At 75.4% G+C, this 18,087-nt stretch carries 16 protein-coding genes and 1 riboswitch; of the genes, 9 read left to right on the top strand and 7 right to left on the bottom strand.

What is annotated here, in order from left to right; all coding sequences use genetic code 11:
• Positions 1-98 precede the first annotated feature (98 nt).
• The gene (locus ACTG9Q_RS30935) at positions 99-614 is read right to left on the bottom strand and encodes a histidine phosphatase family protein (RefSeq protein WP_455576487.1); all 516 of its coding nucleotides are present in this window, start codon (positions 612-614) and stop codon (positions 99-101) included.
• A gap of 233 nt (positions 615-847) precedes the next feature.
• Between ACTG9Q_RS30935 and ACTG9Q_RS30930 the strand changes: the two genes are divergently transcribed.
• Both ACTG9Q_RS30930 and ACTG9Q_RS30925 read left to right on the top strand, forming a co-directional pair.
• Complete coding sequence (locus ACTG9Q_RS30930) at positions 848-1,045, top strand: CbtB domain-containing protein (RefSeq protein WP_455576486.1); 198 nt, start codon at positions 848-850, stop codon at positions 1,043-1,045.
• Positions 1,036-1,773 carry a CbtA family protein gene (locus ACTG9Q_RS30925; RefSeq protein WP_455576485.1) on the top strand — a complete coding sequence of 246 codons (738 nt, stop codon included), beginning with the start codon at positions 1,036-1,038 and terminating at the stop codon, positions 1,771-1,773. Before ACTG9Q_RS30930 ends, ACTG9Q_RS30925 begins: the two co-directional genes overlap by 10 nt.
• A gap of 52 nt (positions 1,774-1,825) precedes the next feature.
• On the opposite strand, the gene lepB is transcribed toward ACTG9Q_RS30925, so the two are convergent.
• Genes lepB through ACTG9Q_RS30905 form a run of 4 tightly spaced genes read right to left on the bottom strand, consistent with a single transcriptional unit; the run spans position 1,826 to position 6,415 of the window.
• Positions 1,826-2,431: a signal peptidase I gene (lepB, locus tag ACTG9Q_RS30920; RefSeq protein ID WP_455576484.1), complete on the bottom strand. Its 606-nt coding sequence runs from the start codon at positions 2,429-2,431 to the stop codon at positions 1,826-1,828.
• A gap of 29 nt (positions 2,432-2,460) precedes the next feature.
• Complete coding sequence (locus ACTG9Q_RS30915) at positions 2,461-3,804, bottom strand: cobyrinate a,c-diamide synthase (protein WP_455576483.1); 1,344 nt, start codon at positions 3,802-3,804, stop codon at positions 2,461-2,463.
• Positions 3,798-4,412 carry a cob(I)yrinic acid a,c-diamide adenosyltransferase gene (gene cobO / locus ACTG9Q_RS30910; protein ID WP_455576482.1) on the bottom strand — a complete coding sequence of 205 codons (615 nt, stop codon included), beginning with the start codon at positions 4,410-4,412 and terminating at the stop codon, positions 3,798-3,800. The genes ACTG9Q_RS30915 and cobO overlap by 7 nt, the downstream gene beginning before the upstream one ends.
• An 11-nt stretch (positions 4,413-4,423) precedes the next feature.
• Positions 4,424-6,415 carry a putative cobaltochelatase gene (locus ACTG9Q_RS30905; protein ID WP_455576481.1) on the bottom strand — a complete coding sequence of 664 codons (1,992 nt, stop codon included), beginning with the start codon at positions 6,413-6,415 and terminating at the stop codon, positions 4,424-4,426.
• 55 nt (positions 6,416-6,470) lie between these two features.
• Positions 6,471-6,595, bottom strand: a riboswitch (cobalamin riboswitch).
• A 103-nt stretch (positions 6,596-6,698) separates the two neighbouring features.
• On the opposite strand from ACTG9Q_RS30905, the gene cbiE reads away from it, so the two are divergent.
• The 4 genes from cbiE to ACTG9Q_RS30885 all read left to right on the top strand — a co-directional run bounded on the left by cbiE (position 6,699) and on the right by ACTG9Q_RS30885 (position 11,091).
• On the top strand, positions 6,699-7,895 hold the full coding sequence (gene cbiE, locus ACTG9Q_RS30900; RefSeq protein WP_455576480.1) for a precorrin-6y C5,15-methyltransferase (decarboxylating) subunit CbiE: 1,197 nt from the start codon (positions 6,699-6,701) through the stop codon (positions 7,893-7,895).
• Complete coding sequence (gene cobM / locus ACTG9Q_RS30895) at positions 7,892-8,635, top strand: precorrin-4 C(11)-methyltransferase (protein WP_455576479.1); 744 nt, start codon at positions 7,892-7,894, stop codon at positions 8,633-8,635. The genes cbiE and cobM overlap by 4 nt, the downstream gene beginning before the upstream one ends.
• Positions 8,632-9,351 carry a cobalt-precorrin-6A reductase gene (locus ACTG9Q_RS30890; protein ID WP_455576478.1) on the top strand — a complete coding sequence of 240 codons (720 nt, stop codon included), beginning with the start codon at positions 8,632-8,634 and terminating at the stop codon, positions 9,349-9,351. Before cobM ends, ACTG9Q_RS30890 begins: the two co-directional genes overlap by 4 nt.
• 261 nt (positions 9,352-9,612) lie before the next feature.
• A complete protein-coding gene (locus tag ACTG9Q_RS30885; protein ID WP_455576517.1) occupies positions 9,613-11,091 on the top strand; it encodes a SulP family inorganic anion transporter in 1,479 nt (492 codons plus the stop codon).
• A 124-nt stretch (positions 11,092-11,215) separates the two neighbouring features.
• Here the strand turns inward: ACTG9Q_RS30885 and ACTG9Q_RS30880 are convergent, their stop codons facing one another.
• The gene (locus ACTG9Q_RS30880; RefSeq protein WP_455576477.1) at positions 11,216-12,583 is read right to left on the bottom strand and encodes a glycoside hydrolase family 6 protein; all 1,368 of its coding nucleotides are present in this window, start codon (positions 12,581-12,583) and stop codon (positions 11,216-11,218) included.
• A 95-nt stretch (positions 12,584-12,678) separates the two neighbouring features.
• On the bottom strand, positions 12,679-13,410 hold the full coding sequence (locus tag ACTG9Q_RS30875; protein WP_455576476.1) for a TetR/AcrR family transcriptional regulator: 732 nt from the start codon (positions 13,408-13,410) through the stop codon (positions 12,679-12,681).
• 83 nt (positions 13,411-13,493) lie between these two features.
• Here ACTG9Q_RS30875 and ACTG9Q_RS30870 point away from each other — a divergent pair, with 83 nt between their 5' ends.
• The 3 genes from ACTG9Q_RS30870 to ACTG9Q_RS30860 are packed head-to-tail and all read left to right on the top strand — an operon-like array spanning position 13,494 to position 18,054.
• Positions 13,494-13,856, top strand: coding sequence for a VOC family protein (locus ACTG9Q_RS30870; RefSeq protein WP_455576475.1), 363 nt, complete (start codon positions 13,494-13,496; stop codon positions 13,854-13,856).
• Positions 13,857-13,873: 17 nt separating this feature from the next.
• On the top strand, positions 13,874-16,678 hold the full coding sequence (locus ACTG9Q_RS30865; RefSeq protein ID WP_455576474.1) for an SNF2-related protein: 2,805 nt from the start codon (positions 13,874-13,876) through the stop codon (positions 16,676-16,678).
• Positions 16,675-18,054, top strand: coding sequence for an SWIM zinc finger family protein (locus ACTG9Q_RS30860; RefSeq protein ID WP_455576473.1), 1,380 nt, complete (start codon positions 16,675-16,677; stop codon positions 18,052-18,054). Before ACTG9Q_RS30865 ends, ACTG9Q_RS30860 begins: the two co-directional genes overlap by 4 nt.
• Positions 18,055-18,087: the final 33 nt, after the last annotated feature.

Raw genomic sequence — 18,087 nt, 5'->3', positions numbered from 1 at the left:
AATCCGCCCGGAGGGGCCCGGGACTTCTGCCTCTACCCGATCGCCGGGCGGTGAGGTCGCGATCGGAATGTCCACATTGTTTCCAATGGCGCCGGAAATCAGCGGAAAAGCGCAGTCCACCGCTCGGCGCCCCCACGCAGAACGATCCGCGCGCCGGGCGCGACATCGATTCGCCAGAATGCCGAGGCCGGTGCGCGGAGCACGTGCACCAGTGACGCGCGCAGGACCGCGGGGTGGGTGATCGCGGCGACCCGGCGGGGCGCCGCGGGCCGGGTGTCGAGCCAGGCGCCGACCCGGGCCACCACGTCGGCCACCGACTCCCCGCCGGGGGCGGGCGCGCTCGGGTCGCCCAGCCAGCTGGCCAGGCCCTCGGGGTCGGCCAGCTGGACCCTGCTCAGCGGCTGGCCGCGCCAGGAGCCCGCGTCGAGGTCGCGCAGGGCCTGGTCCCGCTCGGCGTCGAGGCCCAGCCACGCGGCGGTGTCGGCGCAGCGGGTCTCCGGCCCGCGCAGCGCGGCGTCGACCCGGGGCGCCCGCGCCTCGAACGGCTCATCGATGGTCTCGTCGGCGGGGAAGGCCGCCAACCGGGTCGCCGCGGTCGGCTGGTGGGCGATCATGACCAGCGTGGACTGTGACGCCCGCCGCTGCCCTGGTTGCCCCTGCCCTGGTTGCGTTGACACGGCCACCCGCGCTCCCATACGTTCCTGGATCGACCCTGATGGTAGAAGGAAGCCGGTGAGATTCCGGCACGGCCGCGCCACTGTGAAGGTCCGTTCGCGGGCCCCAGTCAGACCCTCTGCCATCTTCCCCCCTGACTCCGGGCCGCGGGTAGCCCGGATGGAGGCCCTTCATGACGTACGCCGTCCCCATGCCGGTTCGCATCCCGATCCGGGAAATCCTTCCCTACGCCGTGTTCGTCGGCGTCCTGTCGCTGCTGGTGATGTACTTCGTCAGCACCGAGCAGGGCGCGATGGCGATCTTCGACGGCGCCGCCGTCCACGAGTTGGTGCACGACGCGCGGCACCTGCTGGGCTTTCCGTGCCACTGACCGAAACCCCCACCCTCACCGTTCGCTCGCTGCTCGTGTGGGGCCTGCTCGCGGGCCTCGTCGGTGGCGTGCTCGCCTTCGGCTTCGCCAGCGCGTTCGGCGAGCCCGCGGTCGAGCGGGCCATCGCCATCGAGGACGCAGGCGCGCACTCGCACGGTGAGCATTCCCACGATGAGCCGGTGTCCCGGGCCTTCCAGGCGACTGGTGGCCTCGGGATCGGCGCGGTGGCCTACGGCCTGGGGCTGGGCGGTCTGTTCGGGATCGCCTTCGCCTTCGCCTACGGCAGGCTCGGCAGCCTGTCCCCGCGCGCCACGGCGCTCGCCTTGGCGGGCATCGGTTACGTGGCCGTGGTGCTCGTCCCGTTCCTGACCTACCCGGCGAACCCGCCCGCGGTGGGGCAGGAGTCGACGATCGGGCAGCGGACGGCGCTGTACTTCGCGGTGATCGGCGTCTCGGTCGTCGCGGCGGTCCTGGCGGGCGCGCTGACCAACCGGCTGACCGCCCGCCTCGGCGGGTGGCTCGCCGGGGTCTCGGCCGTCGTCGGGTACCTGGTGGTGGTGACGGTGGTGGCGAAGCTGCTGCCGTCGTTCCGCGAGGTGCCCGAGGGGTTCCCCGGTGACCTGCTGTGGGAGTTCCGGGTGGCGTCGCTGGGCACGTCCGCCGTGCTGTGGGCGGGCATCGGCGTGGTGTTCGCGGTGCTGCTGCACCGGGGGACCATCCGCCGCTGAAGTCACCAGTCCACCGCTGCCCGCGTCCACAGTGGACGCGGGCAGCGGTGTCTCAGGGCAGCGCCCGGAGCTCGGCGGCGGCCACCAGCTCCGCCGCCGAGCCGATCGGCCAGGTGCGCAGCCACAGCGGGCCCTCGATCCCGGTCACGGGGACGAAGCCGTAGGCACGGGAGTCCTCGGAGACGGGGAGGTTGTCGCCCAGGAGCCAGGTGTGGCCCGCGGGGACGGTCGCGGGGGCGTCGACGGTGCCGCGGCCGTCGGGGGAGCAGCAGACCCGGGGGGTGCGCGACCACGGGTCGCCGGACGGGGCCACCACCAGTTCCCGCCACGGACCGGCCCCGCCGGGCTGGACCAGGGCTCGTCCGCCGCTCACGCGCACCCGGTCGCCGGGCAGGCCGACGATCCGCTTGACGACGGAGGAGGAGTCGGGCTTGGGGCGGGCGACGACGATGTCCAGGCGGGCCGGGGTGTAGTCCTCGGCGAAGGGGTCGGTGAGGATGCGGTGGCCGGGTTCGATGGTGGGGGCCATGCTGCGGCCCTGCACCGCCAGTGACAGGGCGTGGCCCGCCGTCGCGGTGGCCAGCGCGGCGAGCAGCACCACGCTCAGCGTCACCGACCCGATGACCACCAAGCGCCGCCGGGTCCGGGTCGCCGCCACTGCTTCGCCTCCCGTGATCTCGCCTGGGGTCAGCGGCCTGCCGCGGCGACGAACCGGGCCACCGCGTCCGGCTGGCCCGCCGGGTGGGTGTGCAGGTACGAGGCGTGCACGCGGCCGCTGGCGAACCCCTCCCGGACGACGGCGCCCGAGGGGCCGCGCCACGCCCACGCCGGGCTCTCCCCGTGCACAGGATCGGTCCGGGTGCGGTGGAACTCGTGGCCGGTGACCCGCGCGCCCGCCGGGTGCAGGACGGAGTCGGCGGTGGCGACCGCGTCGCGGTAGCCGAGGGTGAGCCGGGGTGACATGACCGCGTCGACCGGCAGCGCCCCGCACATCGGCTGTCCGTCCAGAGTGGACGCCAGGTACAGCAGCCCGCCGCACTCGGCGTGCACGGGCATCCCGCCGCGGACCGCGTCGGCCACCGCCCGGCGCAGGGCGACGTTGCCCGACAGCGCCGCGGCGTGCTGCTCGGGGAACCCGCCGGGCAGCACCAGCCCGGCCGTGCCCGGCGGCAGGGCCGTGTCGCGCACCGGGTCGAGCACCGCGACGGACGCGCCCGCCGCGCGCAGCAACTCGACGTGCTCGGCGTAGCCGAAGGTGAACGCCGGACCGCCCGCGACCGCCACGACCACGGGCGCGGAGCGGGCCACCTCGTCCTCGGCGTTCCAGCGCGGCCCCGGCAGCGGCGGCGCGGTCGCGGCGAGGGCGGCCACCGCCGCCAGGTCCACCGACTCCGCCACCAGCGCCGACATCGCGGCCACGGCGCCGACGGCGTCCGCGCCGTGCTCGGCGGCGGGCACCAGGCCCAGGTGCCGCGACGGCACCCCGACCGCCGCGGCCCGCCGCACCGCGCCCAGCACCGGCAGGCCCACCTCGCCGCACGCCGCGCGCAGCACCTCCTCGTGCCGGTCGGAGCCGACCTGGTTGAGCACCACGCCCACCAGCCGCACCCCGGGCCGGAACGACCGGAACCCGTGCAGCAGCGCGGCGATGCTGCTGCTCTGCCCGCGCGCGTCGACCACCAGCACCACCGGGGCGCCGAGCGACTCGGCCACGTGCGCGGTGGAGCCGTACCCGTTCTCGATCCGCCCGTCGAACAGGCCCATCACGCCCTCGATCACGGCGATGTCCGCGCCCAGGGCGCCGTGCCGGAACAGCGGCGCGACCCGGTGCTCGCCGACGAGGTTCGGGTCGAGGTTGCGCCCGGGCCGCCCCGCGGCGAGCGTGTGGTAGCCGGGGTCGATGTAGTCGGGGCCGACCTTGAACGGCGCGACCGCGTGCCCCCTGGCCCGCAGCGCGCCCATCAGGCCGGTGGCCACGGTGGTCTTGCCGCTGCCCGACGCCGGGGCCGCGATGACCAGGCGGGCTACCACTCGATCCCCTTCTGCCCCTTCTGCCCCGCGTCCATCGGGTGCTTCACCTTCGCCATGTGCGCGACCAGGTCCGCGGCCTCGACCAGCGCGGGCGGCGCGTCCCGGCCGGTGATCACCACGTGCTGGTGGCCGGGGCGCCCGGTGAGGGTGGCGACGACCTCGTCGACGTCCAGCCAGCCCCACTTGAGCGGGTAGGTGAACTCGTCGAGGACGTAGAGGTCGTGCTCCTGCGCGGCGAGCCTGCGGGCGATCTCCCGCCAGCCCTCGCGGGCGGCCTCGGCGTGGTCGACCTCGGTGCCCGCCTTGCGCGACCACGACCAGCCCGAGCCCATCTTGTGCCACTGCACCGGCCCGCCCTCGCCGGTCTGCTCGTGCAGCCTGCCCAGCGCCAGGAACGCCGACTCCTCGCCGACGCGCCACTTCGCGGACTTGACGAACTGGAACACCCCGATGTCCCAGCCCTGGTTCCAGCCGCGCAGCGCCATGCCGAACGCCGCGGTCGACTTGCCCTTCATCTCGCCGGTGTGCACCAGCAGCAGCGGGCGGTTGCGGCGCTGCCTGGTCGTCTTGCCGTCGTCCGGGACGGCCTCGGGCTTGCCCTGTGGCACCGTGGTTCTCCTTATGCCGCGCGGGCCGCGCGCACCACGCCCGCGACCGCGTCCGCCGAGAGGTCCGCCAGCCGGACCCCGGTGCCGCCCAGGGCGTGGGCCAGCCCCTCGGCCAGGCCCAGCCGCACCGGGCCGCTCTCGCAGTCGACCACCACGGCGGCCACGCCGTCGCGGGCGAGCAGGGCCGCCGCGCGGGTGGCGTCGGCCAGCGGGTCGCCGCCGGGGCGGGCCGCGACGGTGGCGCGGCCGTCGGTGACCAGCACGAGCAGCGCGCGGCGGCGCGGGTCGCGCAGGCGTTCGGCGGCCAGGGTGCCGCGGGCCTTGAGCAGGCCGTCGGCCAGCGGGGTCCGCCCGCCGGTGCGCAGGTCCCGCAGCCGGGCCACGGCCGCCTCGACCGAGGAGGTCGGGGGGAGCGCGAGCGTGGACTCCTTACCGCGCAGGGTGATGAGGCCGACCTTGTCGCGGCGCTGGTAGGCGTCGCGCAGCAGGGAGACGACCGCGCCGGTCACCGCGGCCATCCGCTTGCGGGCGGCCATCGAGCCGGAGGCGTCGACCACGAACAGCACCAGGTTGGACTCGCGGCCCTCGCGGACCGTGCGCCGCAGGTCCTCGGGGCGCAGTTCCAGGGCGGTGCCGGTGCGGCCGCGGGCGCGCTGGTGCGGGGCGGCGGCGGTGACCGTGCCGACCAGGTGCACACCCGCGCCGCGCGGGGCGGCGCGCAGGGTGCGGCCACCGCCCGCGCGGGAGCGGGAGCGGCGGCCGGGCGCGCCGTCGCCGACCCCGGCGATCTCCAGGCGCCTGGCGGTGAACCCCGCGTCGGGCGCGCCCGCGTGCCTGCCCTCGCCGTCGCCCTGGGGCGCCTGCTTTTTGCTCTCCTGCGAGCTTGTCTCCTGCGACTTGGCCTCTTGTGAGTCGTCCCCTTGCTGATCTGTCTCTTGTGGACTGCCCGGCCGGGAACCGCCCGGCGGGTCGGGGTCCGGGTCGTCGCCCGCTTCCGCCGCCGCGTCGCGCAGGGCCTGGTCGAGCTGCTTGTCGTCCAGGCCGGGCTCGTCGAACGGGTCGCGCCTGCGGCGGTGCGGCAGGGCGAGCCGGGCGGCGACCTCGACGTCGGCCTCGGTGACCCGGTCCCCGCCGCGCCACGCGGCGTGCGCGGTGGCGGCGCGGGCGACGACGAGGTCCGCGCGCATCCCGTCGACGTCGAACGCGGCGCAGACCGCGGCGATGCGGCGCAGCTCGGCGTCCGGCAGGGCGACCCCCGGCAGCGCGGCCCTGGCGGTGGCGATCCTCGCGGCCAGGTCGGCGTCGGCGGGCGCCCAGGTGGCGGCGAACCCGGCGGGGTCGGCCTCGTAGGCCAGCCTGCGGCGGATCACCTCCGCGCGGGTGTCCACCTCGCGGGAGGCGCGCACCTCGACGGTCAGGCCGAAGCGGTCGAGCAGCTGCGGGCGCAGCTCGCCTTCCTCCGGGTTCATCGTGCCCACCAGCAGGAACGACGACGCGTGCGAGACCGACACCCCCTCGCGCTCGACGTGCGCGCGGCCCATCGCCGCGGCGTCCAGGAGCAGGTCCACCAGGTGGTCGTGCAGGAGGTTGACCTCGTCGACGTAGAGCACGCCCCGGTGCGCGGCGGCGAGCAGGCCGGGCTGGAAGGCGCGCACGCCCTCGCGCAGCGCCCGCTCCAGGTCCAGCGCCCCGACCAGGCGATCCTCGCTGGCGCCCACCGGCAGCTCGACCAGCCGGGCGGGCCTGCTGTCCGCGCCCTCGTGCGGGGCGTCGGGGCAGCGCGGGTCGGGGGCGTGGGGGTCGCAGGCGAACCGGCAGCCGGGCACGACGTCCACCGCGGGCAGCAGCGCGGCGAGCGCGCGCACCACCGTCGACTTCGCGGTGCCCTTCTCCCCGCGGACCAGCACCCCGCCGATGCCGGGGTGGACGGCGTTGAGCAGCAGGGCGGTGCGCAGGTCGGCGTGGCCGACGACGGCGGAGAACGGGTACCCGGTCTCGGGCATGCGGCAATCCTCACTCTCCGGGTCCGCGCCCGGGTCGGTGCGTCACGCAGGGCGGAGTGTCCTGGCTCCCGGATCAGCGCGCCCGCTCCGGCCTTCCCGGGCCGGGGCCCGGTGGCACGCGCGGGAGGGACGCTCCCCGGTCACAGTGGCGGGACCGCACCGGATTCGCACCGGTTTCCTCGCACACCCTGCTTTCGTCCACCGCATCGTGTCAGACCCGCGGGGGGTGGGCCAGGCCACGTGGCGTGGATCTCCGGCGGGCGTGCGGTTAGCGTGTGCGGCCGTGGTGACGGTGGTGGGGATCGGCGCGGACGGCTGGGCGGGGTTGGCCCCGCCCGCGCGCGCGGCGCTGGCGGAGGCGGAGGTCGTGGTCGGCGCGCCGCGCCAGCTGGCGCTGCTGCCGGAAGAGGTGGCGGCGCGGCGGGTCACCTGGCCGACGCCGCTGGTGCCCTCGATCCCGTCCGTGCTGGACGCGCACCGCGGGGCCCGGCTGTGCGTGCTGGCCAGCGGTGACCCGATGTGGTTCGGGGTGGGGGTCGAGCTGAGCGCGCGGACCGAGGTGGCCGTGCTGCCGCACCCGTCGTCGGCGTCGCTGGCGTGCGCGCGGCTGGGGTGGGCGCTGCAGGACGTCGAGGTGGTCACCGCGGTGGGGCGGCCGGTGGCCCGGCTGCACGCGGCGCTGCACCCGGGGCGGCGCGTGCTGGTGCTCAGCGCGTCGGGGGACACGCCCGCGGCGGTGGCCGCGCTGCTGCGGGACCGGGGGTTCGGGCCGAGCGCGCTCACCGTGCTCTCCGACCTCGGCGGCCCGGACGAGCGGATCACCACGTGCGCCGCGGCGGAGTACAGCGGGACGGCGCCCGCGCTGAACGTCGTGGCGGTGGAGTGCGCCGCGGCCGGGGGCGCGCGGCGGCTGCCCCGGGTGCCGGGGCTGCCCGACGACGTCTACGAGCACGACGGCCAGATCACCAAGCGCGAGGTGCGGGCGGTGACCCTCGCCGCCCTGGCCCCGGAGCCGGGTGAGCTGCTGTGGGACATCGGCGCGGGGTCGGGCAGCGTGGGGATCGAGTGGCTGCGCTCGCACCCGGCGTGCCGGGCGGTCGGGGTCGAGCCGCGCGCCGAGCGGGCCGAGCGGGCGGCGCGCAACGCCTCCGCGCTGGGCGTGCCCGCCCTGGACGTCCGCGTCGGCGCGGCGCCCGCGGTCCTGGGCGGACTGCCCCGGCCGGACGCGGTGTTCGTCGGCGGCGGGGTGACCGCCGACGGCGTGCTGCCCGCGTGCTGGTCGGCGCTGGGCGCGGGCGGGCGGCTGGTGGTGAACGCGGTGACCCTGGAGTCCGAGGCGCTGGTGGCGCGGTGGCGCTCGGAGGTCGGCGGGACGCTGACCAGGGTGGCGGTCGAGCGGGCCGAGCCGCTGGGCGGGTTCACCGCGTGGAAGCCGCAGCGGGCGGTCACCCAGTGGCACGTGGTCAAGGAGGAGTCGTGACCGTTCACTTCGTCGGGGCCGGGCCGGGCGCGGCCGACCTGATCACCGTGCGGGGGCGCGACATCGTCGCCGCCGCGCCGGTGTGCCTGTACGCGGGGGCGCTGGTCCCCGCCGAGCTGCTGGAGGTCTGCCCGCCCGGCGCCCGCAAGGTCGACACCGCCAACCTCACCCTGGACGAGATCGTCGCCGAGATGCTGGCCGCGCACGCCGCGGGCCACGACGTCGCCCGCCTGCACTCCGGCGACCCGTCGGTGTTCAGCGCCATGGCCGAGCAGGCGCGCCGCCTCGACGCCGCGGGCGTGCCCTACGACATCTGCCCCGGCGTCCCCGCCTTCGCCGCCGCCGCGGCGGCGCTCCGCCGGGAACTCACCGTGCCCGGCGTGGCCCAGACCGTCATCCTCACCCGCACCGCCGCCCGCGCCACGCCGATGCCCGCCGGGGAGGACCTCGACACCCTCGGCCGCAGCCGGGCGACGATGGTCCTGCACCTGGCGGTCCAGCGCGTCGACGAGGTGGTGGCGGAGCTGATCCCCAACTACGGCCCCGACTGCCCGGTCGCCGTGGTCGCCCGCGCCTCCCGCCCCGACGAGCTGATCCTGCGCGGAACACTCGACGGCATCGCCGCCGCCGTCCGCGCCGCGGGCATCCGCAGGACCGCCGTGATCGTCGTCGGCCGCGCCCTGGAGACCCCGGACTTCTGCGACAGCCACCTGTACTCCGCGGCCAGGGACCGCCCGTGAAGGTCCTCATCCTCGGCGGCACGGGGGAGGCACGCGCCCTGGCCGCCGCCCTGCACCCGCGGCACGACGTGACCACCTCGCTGGCCGGACGGGTCCGGGACCCCAAGCTGCCGGTCGGCGGCGTGCGTGTCGGCGGCTTCGGCGGGCCCACCGCGCTGGCGGGCTGGTTGCGCCAGGAAGCCATCGACGCCGTGGTGGACGCGACGCACCCGTTCGCCGAGCGGATCAGCGCATCGGCCGCGGAGGCCGCTTCGGCGGCGGGCGTGCCGCTGCTGCTGCTCCGCAGGCCAGGCTGGAGCGCGGGAGAAGGGGACCTCTGGCACCGGGTCGCCGATCTGCCCACCGCCGCCGCGGTGCTCGCGGGCCTGGGGGAGCGCGTCTTCCTGACCACCGGGCGCCAGGGGCTCGCGGTGTTCGCCCAGTGCCCGCAGTGGTTCCTGGTCCGCTGCGTCGACCCGCCCGACCCGCCGCTGCCAGCCGCCGCCGAGGTGGTCCTCGCCCGCGGTCCGTACACAGTGGACGGCGAGGTCGCGCTCATGCTGGCGCACCGGGTGGATGTGCTGGTCACCAAGGACAGCGGCGGTCCGCTCACCGCCGCCAAGCTCACCGCGGCGCGGCGGCTCGGGATTCCGGTGGTGATGGTGGAGCGGCCCGCGCCCCCGCCCGTTCGCGCGGTGTCCACGGTGGCGCAGGCGGTCGCCTGGCTCGCCCAGTGACCAACATCTCGGAAAGACACGCGCCATCGCGTTCGTCGCTGTGGTCGTCCCTGCCATAAGGTGGCAGGCGCTCGGGTCGTCTGAATGCCAGGGGTGGTTCTCATCCGCCAGGTCGGGGTCTTCCCGCCGCCGTGACCAGTCTCCACGAGACCGGTCCGTTTCCTGGTTCCTGTAGCGACTTCCCTGTAGCAGCCCGCCTTCTCCCGGGGTCGACGTCGCCCCCGATGTCCTCCTCACCTGAACACGTTTGGTGAACTCGTGCTGAAAACAAGCTCCCTGCCGCGCCCTGCCTGGCTCTCGCCCAAGGTCGCCCGCACCGAGGTGCTGGCGGGCCTGGTGGTCGCACTGGCCCTGATCCCCGAGGCGATCTCGTTCTCGATCATCGCTGGGGTCGACCCGGGCGTGGGTCTGTTCGCCTCGTTCACCATGGCCGTGGTGATCTCCGTCGTGGGCGGTCGCCCGGCCATGATCTCCGCGGCCACCGGCGCCATCGCGCTGGTCGTCGCGCCGCTGGCCCGCGAGTACGGCCTGGGGCACCTCATCGCCACGGTGATCCTGGGCGGGGTGTTCCAGATCGTGCTCGGGTCGCTGGGGGTGGCCGGGCTGATGCGGTTCGTGCCGCGCAGCGTGATGGTCGGGTTCGTCAACGCGCTGGCCATCCTGATCTTCCTGGCCCAGGTGCCCGAGCTGGTCGACGTGCCGTGGCCGGTCTACCCGCTCTTCGCCGCCGGGCTGCTGCTCATGGTGCTGTTCCCCAGGCTCACCAAGGCGGTCCCCGCGCCGCTGGTGTCCATCGTGGCGCTCACCGCGCTGACGGTGGCCGCGGGCATCGCGGTGCCCACCGTCGGCGACAAGGGCGCCCTGCCCGACGCGCTGCCGGTGCCCGCCATCCCCGACGTGCCGTTCACCCTCGACACCCTCGCCCTGCTCGCGCCGTACGCGTTCGCCTTCGCGCTGGTCGGGCTGATGGAGTCGCTGATGACCGCCAAGCTCGTCGACGACATCACCGACACCGGCTCCAACAAGACCCGCGAGGCGATCGGGCAGGGCGTGGCCAACGTCGTCACCGGCTTCTTCGGCGGCATGGGCGGCTGCGCGATGATCGGCCAGACCATGATCAACGTGAAGGTCGCGGGCGCGCGCACCCGGCTCTCGACGTTCCTGGCCGGGGTGTTCCTGATGCTGCTGTGCGTCGTGTTCGGCCCGGTGGTCTCCGACATCCCGATGGCCGCGCTGGTCGCGGTGATGGTGCTGGTCGCGGTCGGCACCTTCGACTGGCACAGCGTCGCCCCGGCCACGCTGCGGCGGATGCCCGCGGGCGAGATCGCCGTCATGGCCGTCACCGTCGCCGTCGTGGTCGCCACCGACAACCTCGCCATCGGCGTCGTCGTCGGCGCCGTCACCGCCATGGTGATCTTCGCCCGCCGGGTCGCCGGGCTGGTCGCGGTCACCTCGGTCACCGACCCCGACGGCACGCAGGTCGTCTACGCCGTCACCGGGGAGCTGTTCTTCGCCTCCAGCAACGACCTGGCGCACCGCTTCGACTACCAGGGCGACCCGGACAGGGTCGTCATCGACCTCACCGACGCCCACATCTGGGACGCCTCGACCGTCGCGGTGCTCGACGCGGTCACCGCGAAGTACGCCGCGCGCGGCAAGGCCGTCGAGATCGTCGGGCTCAACGAGCACAGCGCCACCATGCACGGCAAGCTCACCGGCGAGCTGACCGGCGGCCACTGACCGGACGGCTATTGGTCACCGGTCGACCACTGGGCACAAGGATTGACCACAAAGGACTAGGCGCATAAAGGGGGGCCCGGCTCGGGCGGCGAGCCGGGCCCCAGGGAGGGCGCGCGTCGATGCGTCAGTTGCAGAGCGCGCCGTTGAGGGTGTGGTTACTGGTGGTGGGCGCGGTGCCCGTGCCGTTGTAGCCGACGGTCACGCTGGCGTTGGGGCCGAGGTTGCCGTTCCACGCCGCGTTGGTGACGCGGACGCGGTCGCCGACCTTGCTCCACTGGCCGTTCCAGCCGTTGGTGACCGACACGCCCGGGGCGGCGAACTCCACGGTCCAGTTGGAAATGGCCGAGGCGCCGTTGGTGATGGTGACCTCCGCGGTGTAGCCGCCGGACCACGCGTTCTGGACCCGGTGGCTGATCCGGCAGGAGCCCGGCGGGGGCGGCGTGGTCGTGGTGGTCGTCGTGGTGGTGCTCGTGGCCGTGGTGGTGCTGGTGGGCGGGGCGGCCTGGGCCATCTCGTAGGCGCGCTGCGGGACGAACGTGCCCGCGCCCGCGATGCAGCCGTCGGCCTCGCCGGGCAGCTTGATCCACATGTACGCCGCGATCCTCGAGTCGCCGGTCGCGGTGGTGCTCGGGATGCCGATGGCCCGGCCCGCCGGGTCGCACCACTCGCTGCCGAGCGGGCCGTTGCCGTTGCGGCTGGTGTCGATCACGGCCTGCAGGCGGGCGTCGCCGAGGTTGCTGAGGACCTGCTTGGTCCAGTTCGTGACCTCGGAGGTCGAGCGGTAGTTCGAGACGTTGGAGGAGATGCCGTCGGCGCTGTTGGAGATGTCCGCGCCGCGCAGGCGGTTGGCCGCCTCCGACGGGGTCAGCCAGGCCGAGTGGCCGATGTCGAAGAAGACCTTGGCCTGCGCCGAGCCCGACTTGAGCTTCTTGCCCGCGTACGCCATCGACGCGCGCGTCTGGGACTGCTGGTCGGCGCTCTGGCAGTTGGTCATGATCGGCAGCACGTCGGGTTCGAGCACGATGTAGGCCGGGCGGCCCGCCAGGCCCGCGGCCACCTGGTCGACCCACGCGCGGTAGGCGTCGTGGCTGGGCGCGCCGCCGCCGCTGGCCCCGCCGCAGTCGCGGTTGGGGATGTTGTAGACGACCATGATCGGGATCTTGCCCGCGGCCGCGGCCGCGCCGACGAAGGAGTCGACCTGCCCGCGCACGGTGCTGGTGTTGGTGGTGGTGAACCACTTGGCCTGGGGCACCGAGGCGATCCGGTCGCGGATCACCGGGGCCCGGTAGTCGTTGGGGTTGGCGGCGACCCAGCGCGCGGCTGAGGTGTCCGGGACGGTGTAGAACGCCGATTCCGCGGCGGTGGCGGTCGGTGCGATGAGGGCCGCCGCACCCGCGACGAGTGCCGCGCTGGCGGCGAGGGCGCCCGCGGCGAGCGCCGCGCGCCGCGAGCGGCGGATGGGGGCGGGAAGCACGGGAGAGGCAGGGGACACGATCGACTCCGGGACTCGACGGTGAGGTATTGGGAGCGCTCCCAGTTCACCTTACGGCCCGATGTCCGTCTTGTGAACCCCTCGAACTTGATCGATTACGCACCGTGGAGGTGCGCCGCCACCCCGTCGAGCACCCGGTGCAGGCCGAACTCGAAGGCGTCGGAGTCGAACGCGCCCGCGTTGGCGACCGCGGTCATCGCCGGGAAGCGCGCCGGGGTCACGTAGGCGTTGAGCAGGGCTTCCTTGTCCGCCCACCACTCCACCTCGGACATGCCGCTGCGGGCCGAGGCCTGCTGGGCGTCCACCGAGATCGCGGCCAGGCCGCGCACGTAGGCGTCGACCAGGAGGTACACCCCGAGCATGTCGCGCTCGGTGAGCCCGGCGGCGGCGCCGATGGCCAGCACGGCGTCCATCCTGACCGTCTCGTTGGGCCCGGCCAGCTCGTGGGCGATGGGGGTGCCCAGCAGCCAGGGGTGGCGGTGCATCAGCGCCCAGAGCCCGCGGGCGTACCCGTCCAGCTCCGCGCGCCACTGGCCCGCGGGGTCGGGCACCTCGATCTCGCCGACCACCTGGTCGCGCATGGCGGCGACGAGGTCGGCCTTGCCCTGCACGTAGGTGTAGAGCGACATCGTGCCCACGCCCAGGCGCTCGGCGACGCGGCGCATGGACAGCTCGGCCAGGCCGGCCTCGTCGGCCAGGGCGATGCCGGTGGCGACCACCGCGTCGGCGGTCAGCCCCGGCCTGCGTCCGCGCGCGGGCTCGTTCGGCGAGCGCCACAGCAGCGCCATGGTGCGCGCCGGGTCGCGCCGCTCGTTCTTCTCGGCCATGCGCACCGCCGTTCGTATGCTGTACGGTACAGTGTACGAGTCAGGCCGTACGCTGTACCGATCCACTGAGTCCAGGAGTGTCCATGCAGGTCCGCCGGGTCACCCTCGCCGCGCACGTCGCCGACGTGCGCGCGGGCGCCGCGTTCTACACCGACCACCTCGGCTTCCGTCCGATCATGGTGGGGGACCACCTCGCCAAGCTGCTGCACGACGACACCGACTTCGAGCTGTGCCTGCTGCCGGTGGGCGACGCGCCGCACGCCACCGGCTTGATCATCGCATTGGAGGTCGCCGACCTGCGCGCCGACGCGCGGCGGCTGGCGGCCGCGGGCGTGGCGGTCGGCCCGGTGCGCGACGAGGAGTGGGGGGAGCGGCTCTGCCAGTTCCCCGACCCCAACGGCCTGACCGTCCAGTTGGTCCAGTGGCTCGGCGAGCGGCCGAACTGAGAGGAGAATCCGCGTCCGTGGGGACCATCCCGGCCGAGCAGGCCGCCGTACTCGTCCGAAGCCAGGCCGTCTTCGAGCCCGCTGACCCGGCCCGCGCGGGCACCGTCGCCTTCGTCCGCCCCGACGGGGCCCGCGGTGCCGGAACACCGGGCACGCTGACCCTGCTCGAACCCGGCCCCGACGGCCCGCGCCCGGTGACCGTGGCCGTGACCAGGCTGCCGGTGGCCGCCGCCGTCCCGGTGCTCACCCGGGCCCGCCGCGCCCTCGACGCCGACCCGGCGGCGGCGTTCTGGGGCGCCGCCGTCCTGCTCGCCCTGCACCTGGTCGCCCGCGGGCGGATCGTGCCCGCGCTGAGCCCCACGGGGGCCGACCTCTGGCGGGCCGGGCCGCTGGACGTCGCCGACACCGCTCGGGTACGGGAGCTGGTGGCCGCCATGCCCGCTCGCGCGCGGGCCGTCCCGGTGGCAGGCGACCTCCTGCCCGGCGGTCTCCCGTCCAATGACCTGCTGTCCAACGACCTGCTGGCCGACACCCTCCTGCTGCCCGACGCGGACGCCCTCGTCCGGTCCTTCCTGGACGCCGTGGTCGACGGGATGCCCCGCACGGCCGCGGCGGTCACGGTCGCGGGCGGCCCGCTCTACGCGGCCCGGCCCGCGCACCGGGCGCCGCGGCTGCGGGCGTGGGCCGAGGAGGTCTCCGGCGGGCTGGACTCCGGGCTGCGGGTGTCGCTGCGGGCCGAGGTCCCCGACGGGGACTACGCCGCGGGCGCGTTCCACGCCGTCGTCCAGGCGCACTCGCTGGCCGACCCGTCCGCCGTGGTCGACGCGGCCCGCGTGTGGGAGGGGCCGGGGCACGGCCTCGGCCGCGACGCCAGGGTCGCGCTCACCCGGGGGCTGCGCCGCGCCTCGCGGGAGTGGCCGCCGCTGGCCCGCCTGCTCGGCCAGGCCGTGCCCGACCGGCTGGTGCTCGACGACGCCGAGATCGAGGAGCTGATGGCCGCCGCGCCCCGGCTGTCCGCCGCGGGCGTGGACGTGCACTGGCCGCGCGAGCTGCTGGGCGGGCTCACCTCGCGGGTCGCCGTCGGCCGGGCCGGGTCAGGCGGGCTGGGCACCTCCGTCGAGCTGGACTGGCGGATCTCCGTCGGCGGCCGGACGCTCACGCCCGAGGAGCTGGACCGCCTCGCCGACGCGCACCGCCCGGTGGTCCGGCTGCGCGACGGCTGGGCGCTGGTCGACGCCGAGACCCTGCGCCGGGCCCGCGACCGCGCGCTCAAGCCCGTCGACGGCCTGGCCGCGCTGGGCATCGCGCTGACCGGGACGGTGGAGGTCGACGGCGCCGCGGTGCCGGTCGAGCCCGCCGCCTGGCTGGACGAGCTGCGCGCCCGCGTCGCCGACCCGGACTCCGGCGCCGAGCCGGTGGCCGCGCCCGATGGCCTGGCCGCGACCCTGCGCGACTACCAGCTGCGCGGCCTGCGCTGGCTGGTGCGGATGACCGAGCTGGGACTGGGCGCCTGCCTGGCCGACGACATGGGGCTGGGCAAGACGGTCACGCTGATCGCCCTGCACCTGCACCGCGGGTCCGGCCCGACCCTGGTGGTCTGCCCGGCGTCGCTGCTGGGCAACTGGGAGCGCGAGATCAGGCGGTTCGCCCCCGGCGTCCCCGTGCGGCGCTTCCACGGCCAGGCCAGGGCGCTGGCCGAGTCGGGCTTCGTCCTGACCACGTACGGCACCCTGCGCGCCGACACCGCGCGGCTCGCCGGGCACGAGTGGGACCTGGTCGTCGCCGACGAGGCCCAGCACGCGAAGAACCCCGCCTCGGCCACCGCCAAGGCGCTGCGCGCGGTGCCGTCGGCGGCGAAGGTCGCGCTGACCGGCACCCCCGTGGAGAACACCCTGTCGGAGCTGTGGTCCATCCTGGACTGGACGACGCCGGGGCTGTTGGGCACCCAGGCGGCGTTCCGGGCCCGCTGGGCCGCCCCGATCGAGGGCGACCGCGACCCGGCCGCCGCCGCCCGCTTCGCCCGCCTGGTGGCCCCGTTCCTGCTGCGGCGGCGCAAGTCCGACCCGGGCATCGCCCCGGAGCTGCCGCCCAAGACCGAGACCGACCAGCCGGTCCCGCTGACCCCGGAGCAGGCCGGTCTCTACACCGCGCTGGTCCGCGAGACGATGGCGGAGATCCGCTCCTCGGCGGGGATGGCGCGCCGCGGGCTGGTGATGAAGCTGGTCACCGGGCTCAAGCAGATCTGCAACCACCCGGCGCACTACCTCAAGGCCACCACCGGCCGCCTGGCCGGGCGCTCGGGCAAGCTCGACCTGCTCGAGGAGCTGGTGGACACCATCCGCGCCGAGGACGGCGCCGTGCTGGTGTTCACCCAGTACGTGGCCATGGCGCGGCTGATCGAGCGGCGGATGCGCGAGCGCGGGGTGCCGACCGGGTTCCTGCACGGCGGCACGCCGGTCCCGCGCCGGGAGGAGCTGGTGTCCTCCTTCAACGACGGGCGCTTCGGGGTCTTCCTGCTCTCGCTCAAGGCGGCCGGGACCGGGCTCAACCTGACCAGGGCCGACCACGTCGTCCACGTCGACCGGTGGTGGAACCCCGCGGTCGAGGACCAGGCCACCGACCGCGCGTACCGCATCGGGCAGACGCGGCCGGTGCAGGTGCACCGGCTGATCGCCGAGGGGACGCTGGAGGACCGGATCGCATTGCTGCTGGCGGGCAAGCGCTCCTTGGCCGAGTCCGTGCTCTCGGCGGGGGAGGCGGCGTTCACCGAGCTCTCGGACGCCGACCTCGCCGCGCTGGTGGAACTGCGAGGTGCCGAATGACCGGGGCCAGGGGATTCCCGGCGTTCCCCGCGGTGCGGGGCAGCGGGCGGTTCGCGCGCACGTGGTGGGGCCGGGAGTGGATCTCCGGCCTCGAGGACAGCGCGCTGGACGAGCAGCAGCTCCGGCAGGGGCGCCGCTATGCCCGCTCCGGCTACGTCGGGCCCATCACGGTCAGCGCGGGGCGGCTCTCGGCCCAGGTCCGCGACTACGACGACGACACCAGCTACGCGCCCGTCCTGCGGGTCCCCGAGCTGTCCGCCGACGAGTGGGACCGCGTCGCGGGCCAGGTCGCCGCCGAGTCCGGGCATATCGCGGCGCTGCTCGACGGGGAGATGCCCGCGGCGCTGGCGTCCTCGGCCGCCGAGGCCGGGGTGGCGCTGCTGCCCGGGATCGGCGACTTCGACTCCGAGTGCGGCTGCCCGGGGTGGGAGATGCCGTGCAGGCACGCCGCGGCGGTGGCCTACCAGGCGGCGTGGCTGATCGACGCCGACCCGTTCGTGCTGCTGCTGGTCCGCGGCCGGACCCGGGACGCGCTGCTGGCCGGGCTGGCGTCGGAGGACGAGCGGGCGGCGGGCATCCCGGCGGCCCTGGCGTTCGCCACGCCCGCCGACCCGCTGCCCGACCCGCCCGGTGTGCCCGACGAGCCCGCCACACCCCTGACCGTGCCCGCGGCCCCAGGAGTTGACTCAGGAATCGACCCGGGAATCGACCCAGGGGGCCTCGCGCTGCTGGCCGCCGACGCCGCGGTGCGGGCCAGGGCGCTGCTGTCCGGGACGGTGGTGGAGCTGCCGCTCGCCGATGACGTCGTGCGCTTCGCCGCCACCCACTTCGCCGCCACCCACTTCGCCGCTGCCCACTTCACCGCTGCCCACTCCGATAGTGCCCACTTCGCCGCTGTCGACTCTGGTGCGGCCCACTCCGGTGCTGTTCATTCCGATACAGCCCACTCCGGCGCTGCCCACCGCGCCGCTGGCGACTCCGGCGCCGCCCATTCCGGCGCCGCCCATTCCGGCGCTGGCGACTCCGGCGCTGGCGCTGTCCACTCCGCGGTGGTGGACCGGCTCCGGGCGGTCCGTGCCGACCTCGACCGCGCCGTGGCCGCCTGGCACCAGGGCGGCCTGCCCGCGCTGCGGGTGCTGGAGACGTCGTGGCGCCCGCCCGCCGCCGAGGTCGCCAGGGCGCGTGCCGCCCTCGCGTCGGTGACCGACGAGTCGGCCGAGGTCGCGGCGAACCGGGTCACCGTGGGGGACACCCAGCTCCGCTATGGCCGTGACGGGCGCTGGTACCCCTACCGCGTGCGGGACGGCGACTGGTGGCCCGCGGGGACATCAGGCGCGGACGCGGCCTCGGCGCTGCTGAGCGCCCGCGCGGTCTGACGATCCCGACCCGGAACGCGGGGCCGCGTTCCG

This window comes from Actinokineospora lacus (assembly GCF_053813445.1).
The sequence above is the reverse complement of the archived record's forward strand: the minus strand, read 5'-3'. Positions and strand labels throughout refer to the sequence as shown.

What these genes read in the sequence shown, in the direction of transcription:
- ACTG9Q_RS30935 (WP_455576487.1), bottom strand. Translation starts at nt 614, where the DNA reads ATGATCGCCCACCAGCCGACCGCGGCGACCCGGTTGGCGGCCTTCCCC.
- ACTG9Q_RS30930 (WP_455576486.1), top strand. Translation starts at nt 848, where the DNA reads ATGACGTACGCCGTCCCCATGCCGGTTCGCATCCCGATCCGGGAAATC.
- ACTG9Q_RS30905 (WP_455576481.1), bottom strand. Translation starts at nt 6,415, where the DNA reads ATGCCCGAGACCGGGTACCCGTTCTCCGCCGTCGTCGGCCACGCCGAC.
- ACTG9Q_RS30875 (WP_455576476.1), bottom strand. Translation starts at nt 13,410, where the DNA reads ATGGCCGAGAAGAACGAGCGGCGCGACCCGGCGCGCACCATGGCGCTG.
- ACTG9Q_RS30870 (WP_455576475.1), top strand. Translation starts at nt 13,494, where the DNA reads ATGCAGGTCCGCCGGGTCACCCTCGCCGCGCACGTCGCCGACGTGCGC.
- ACTG9Q_RS30860 (WP_455576473.1), top strand. Translation starts at nt 16,675, where the DNA reads ATGACCGGGGCCAGGGGATTCCCGGCGTTCCCCGCGGTGCGGGGCAGC.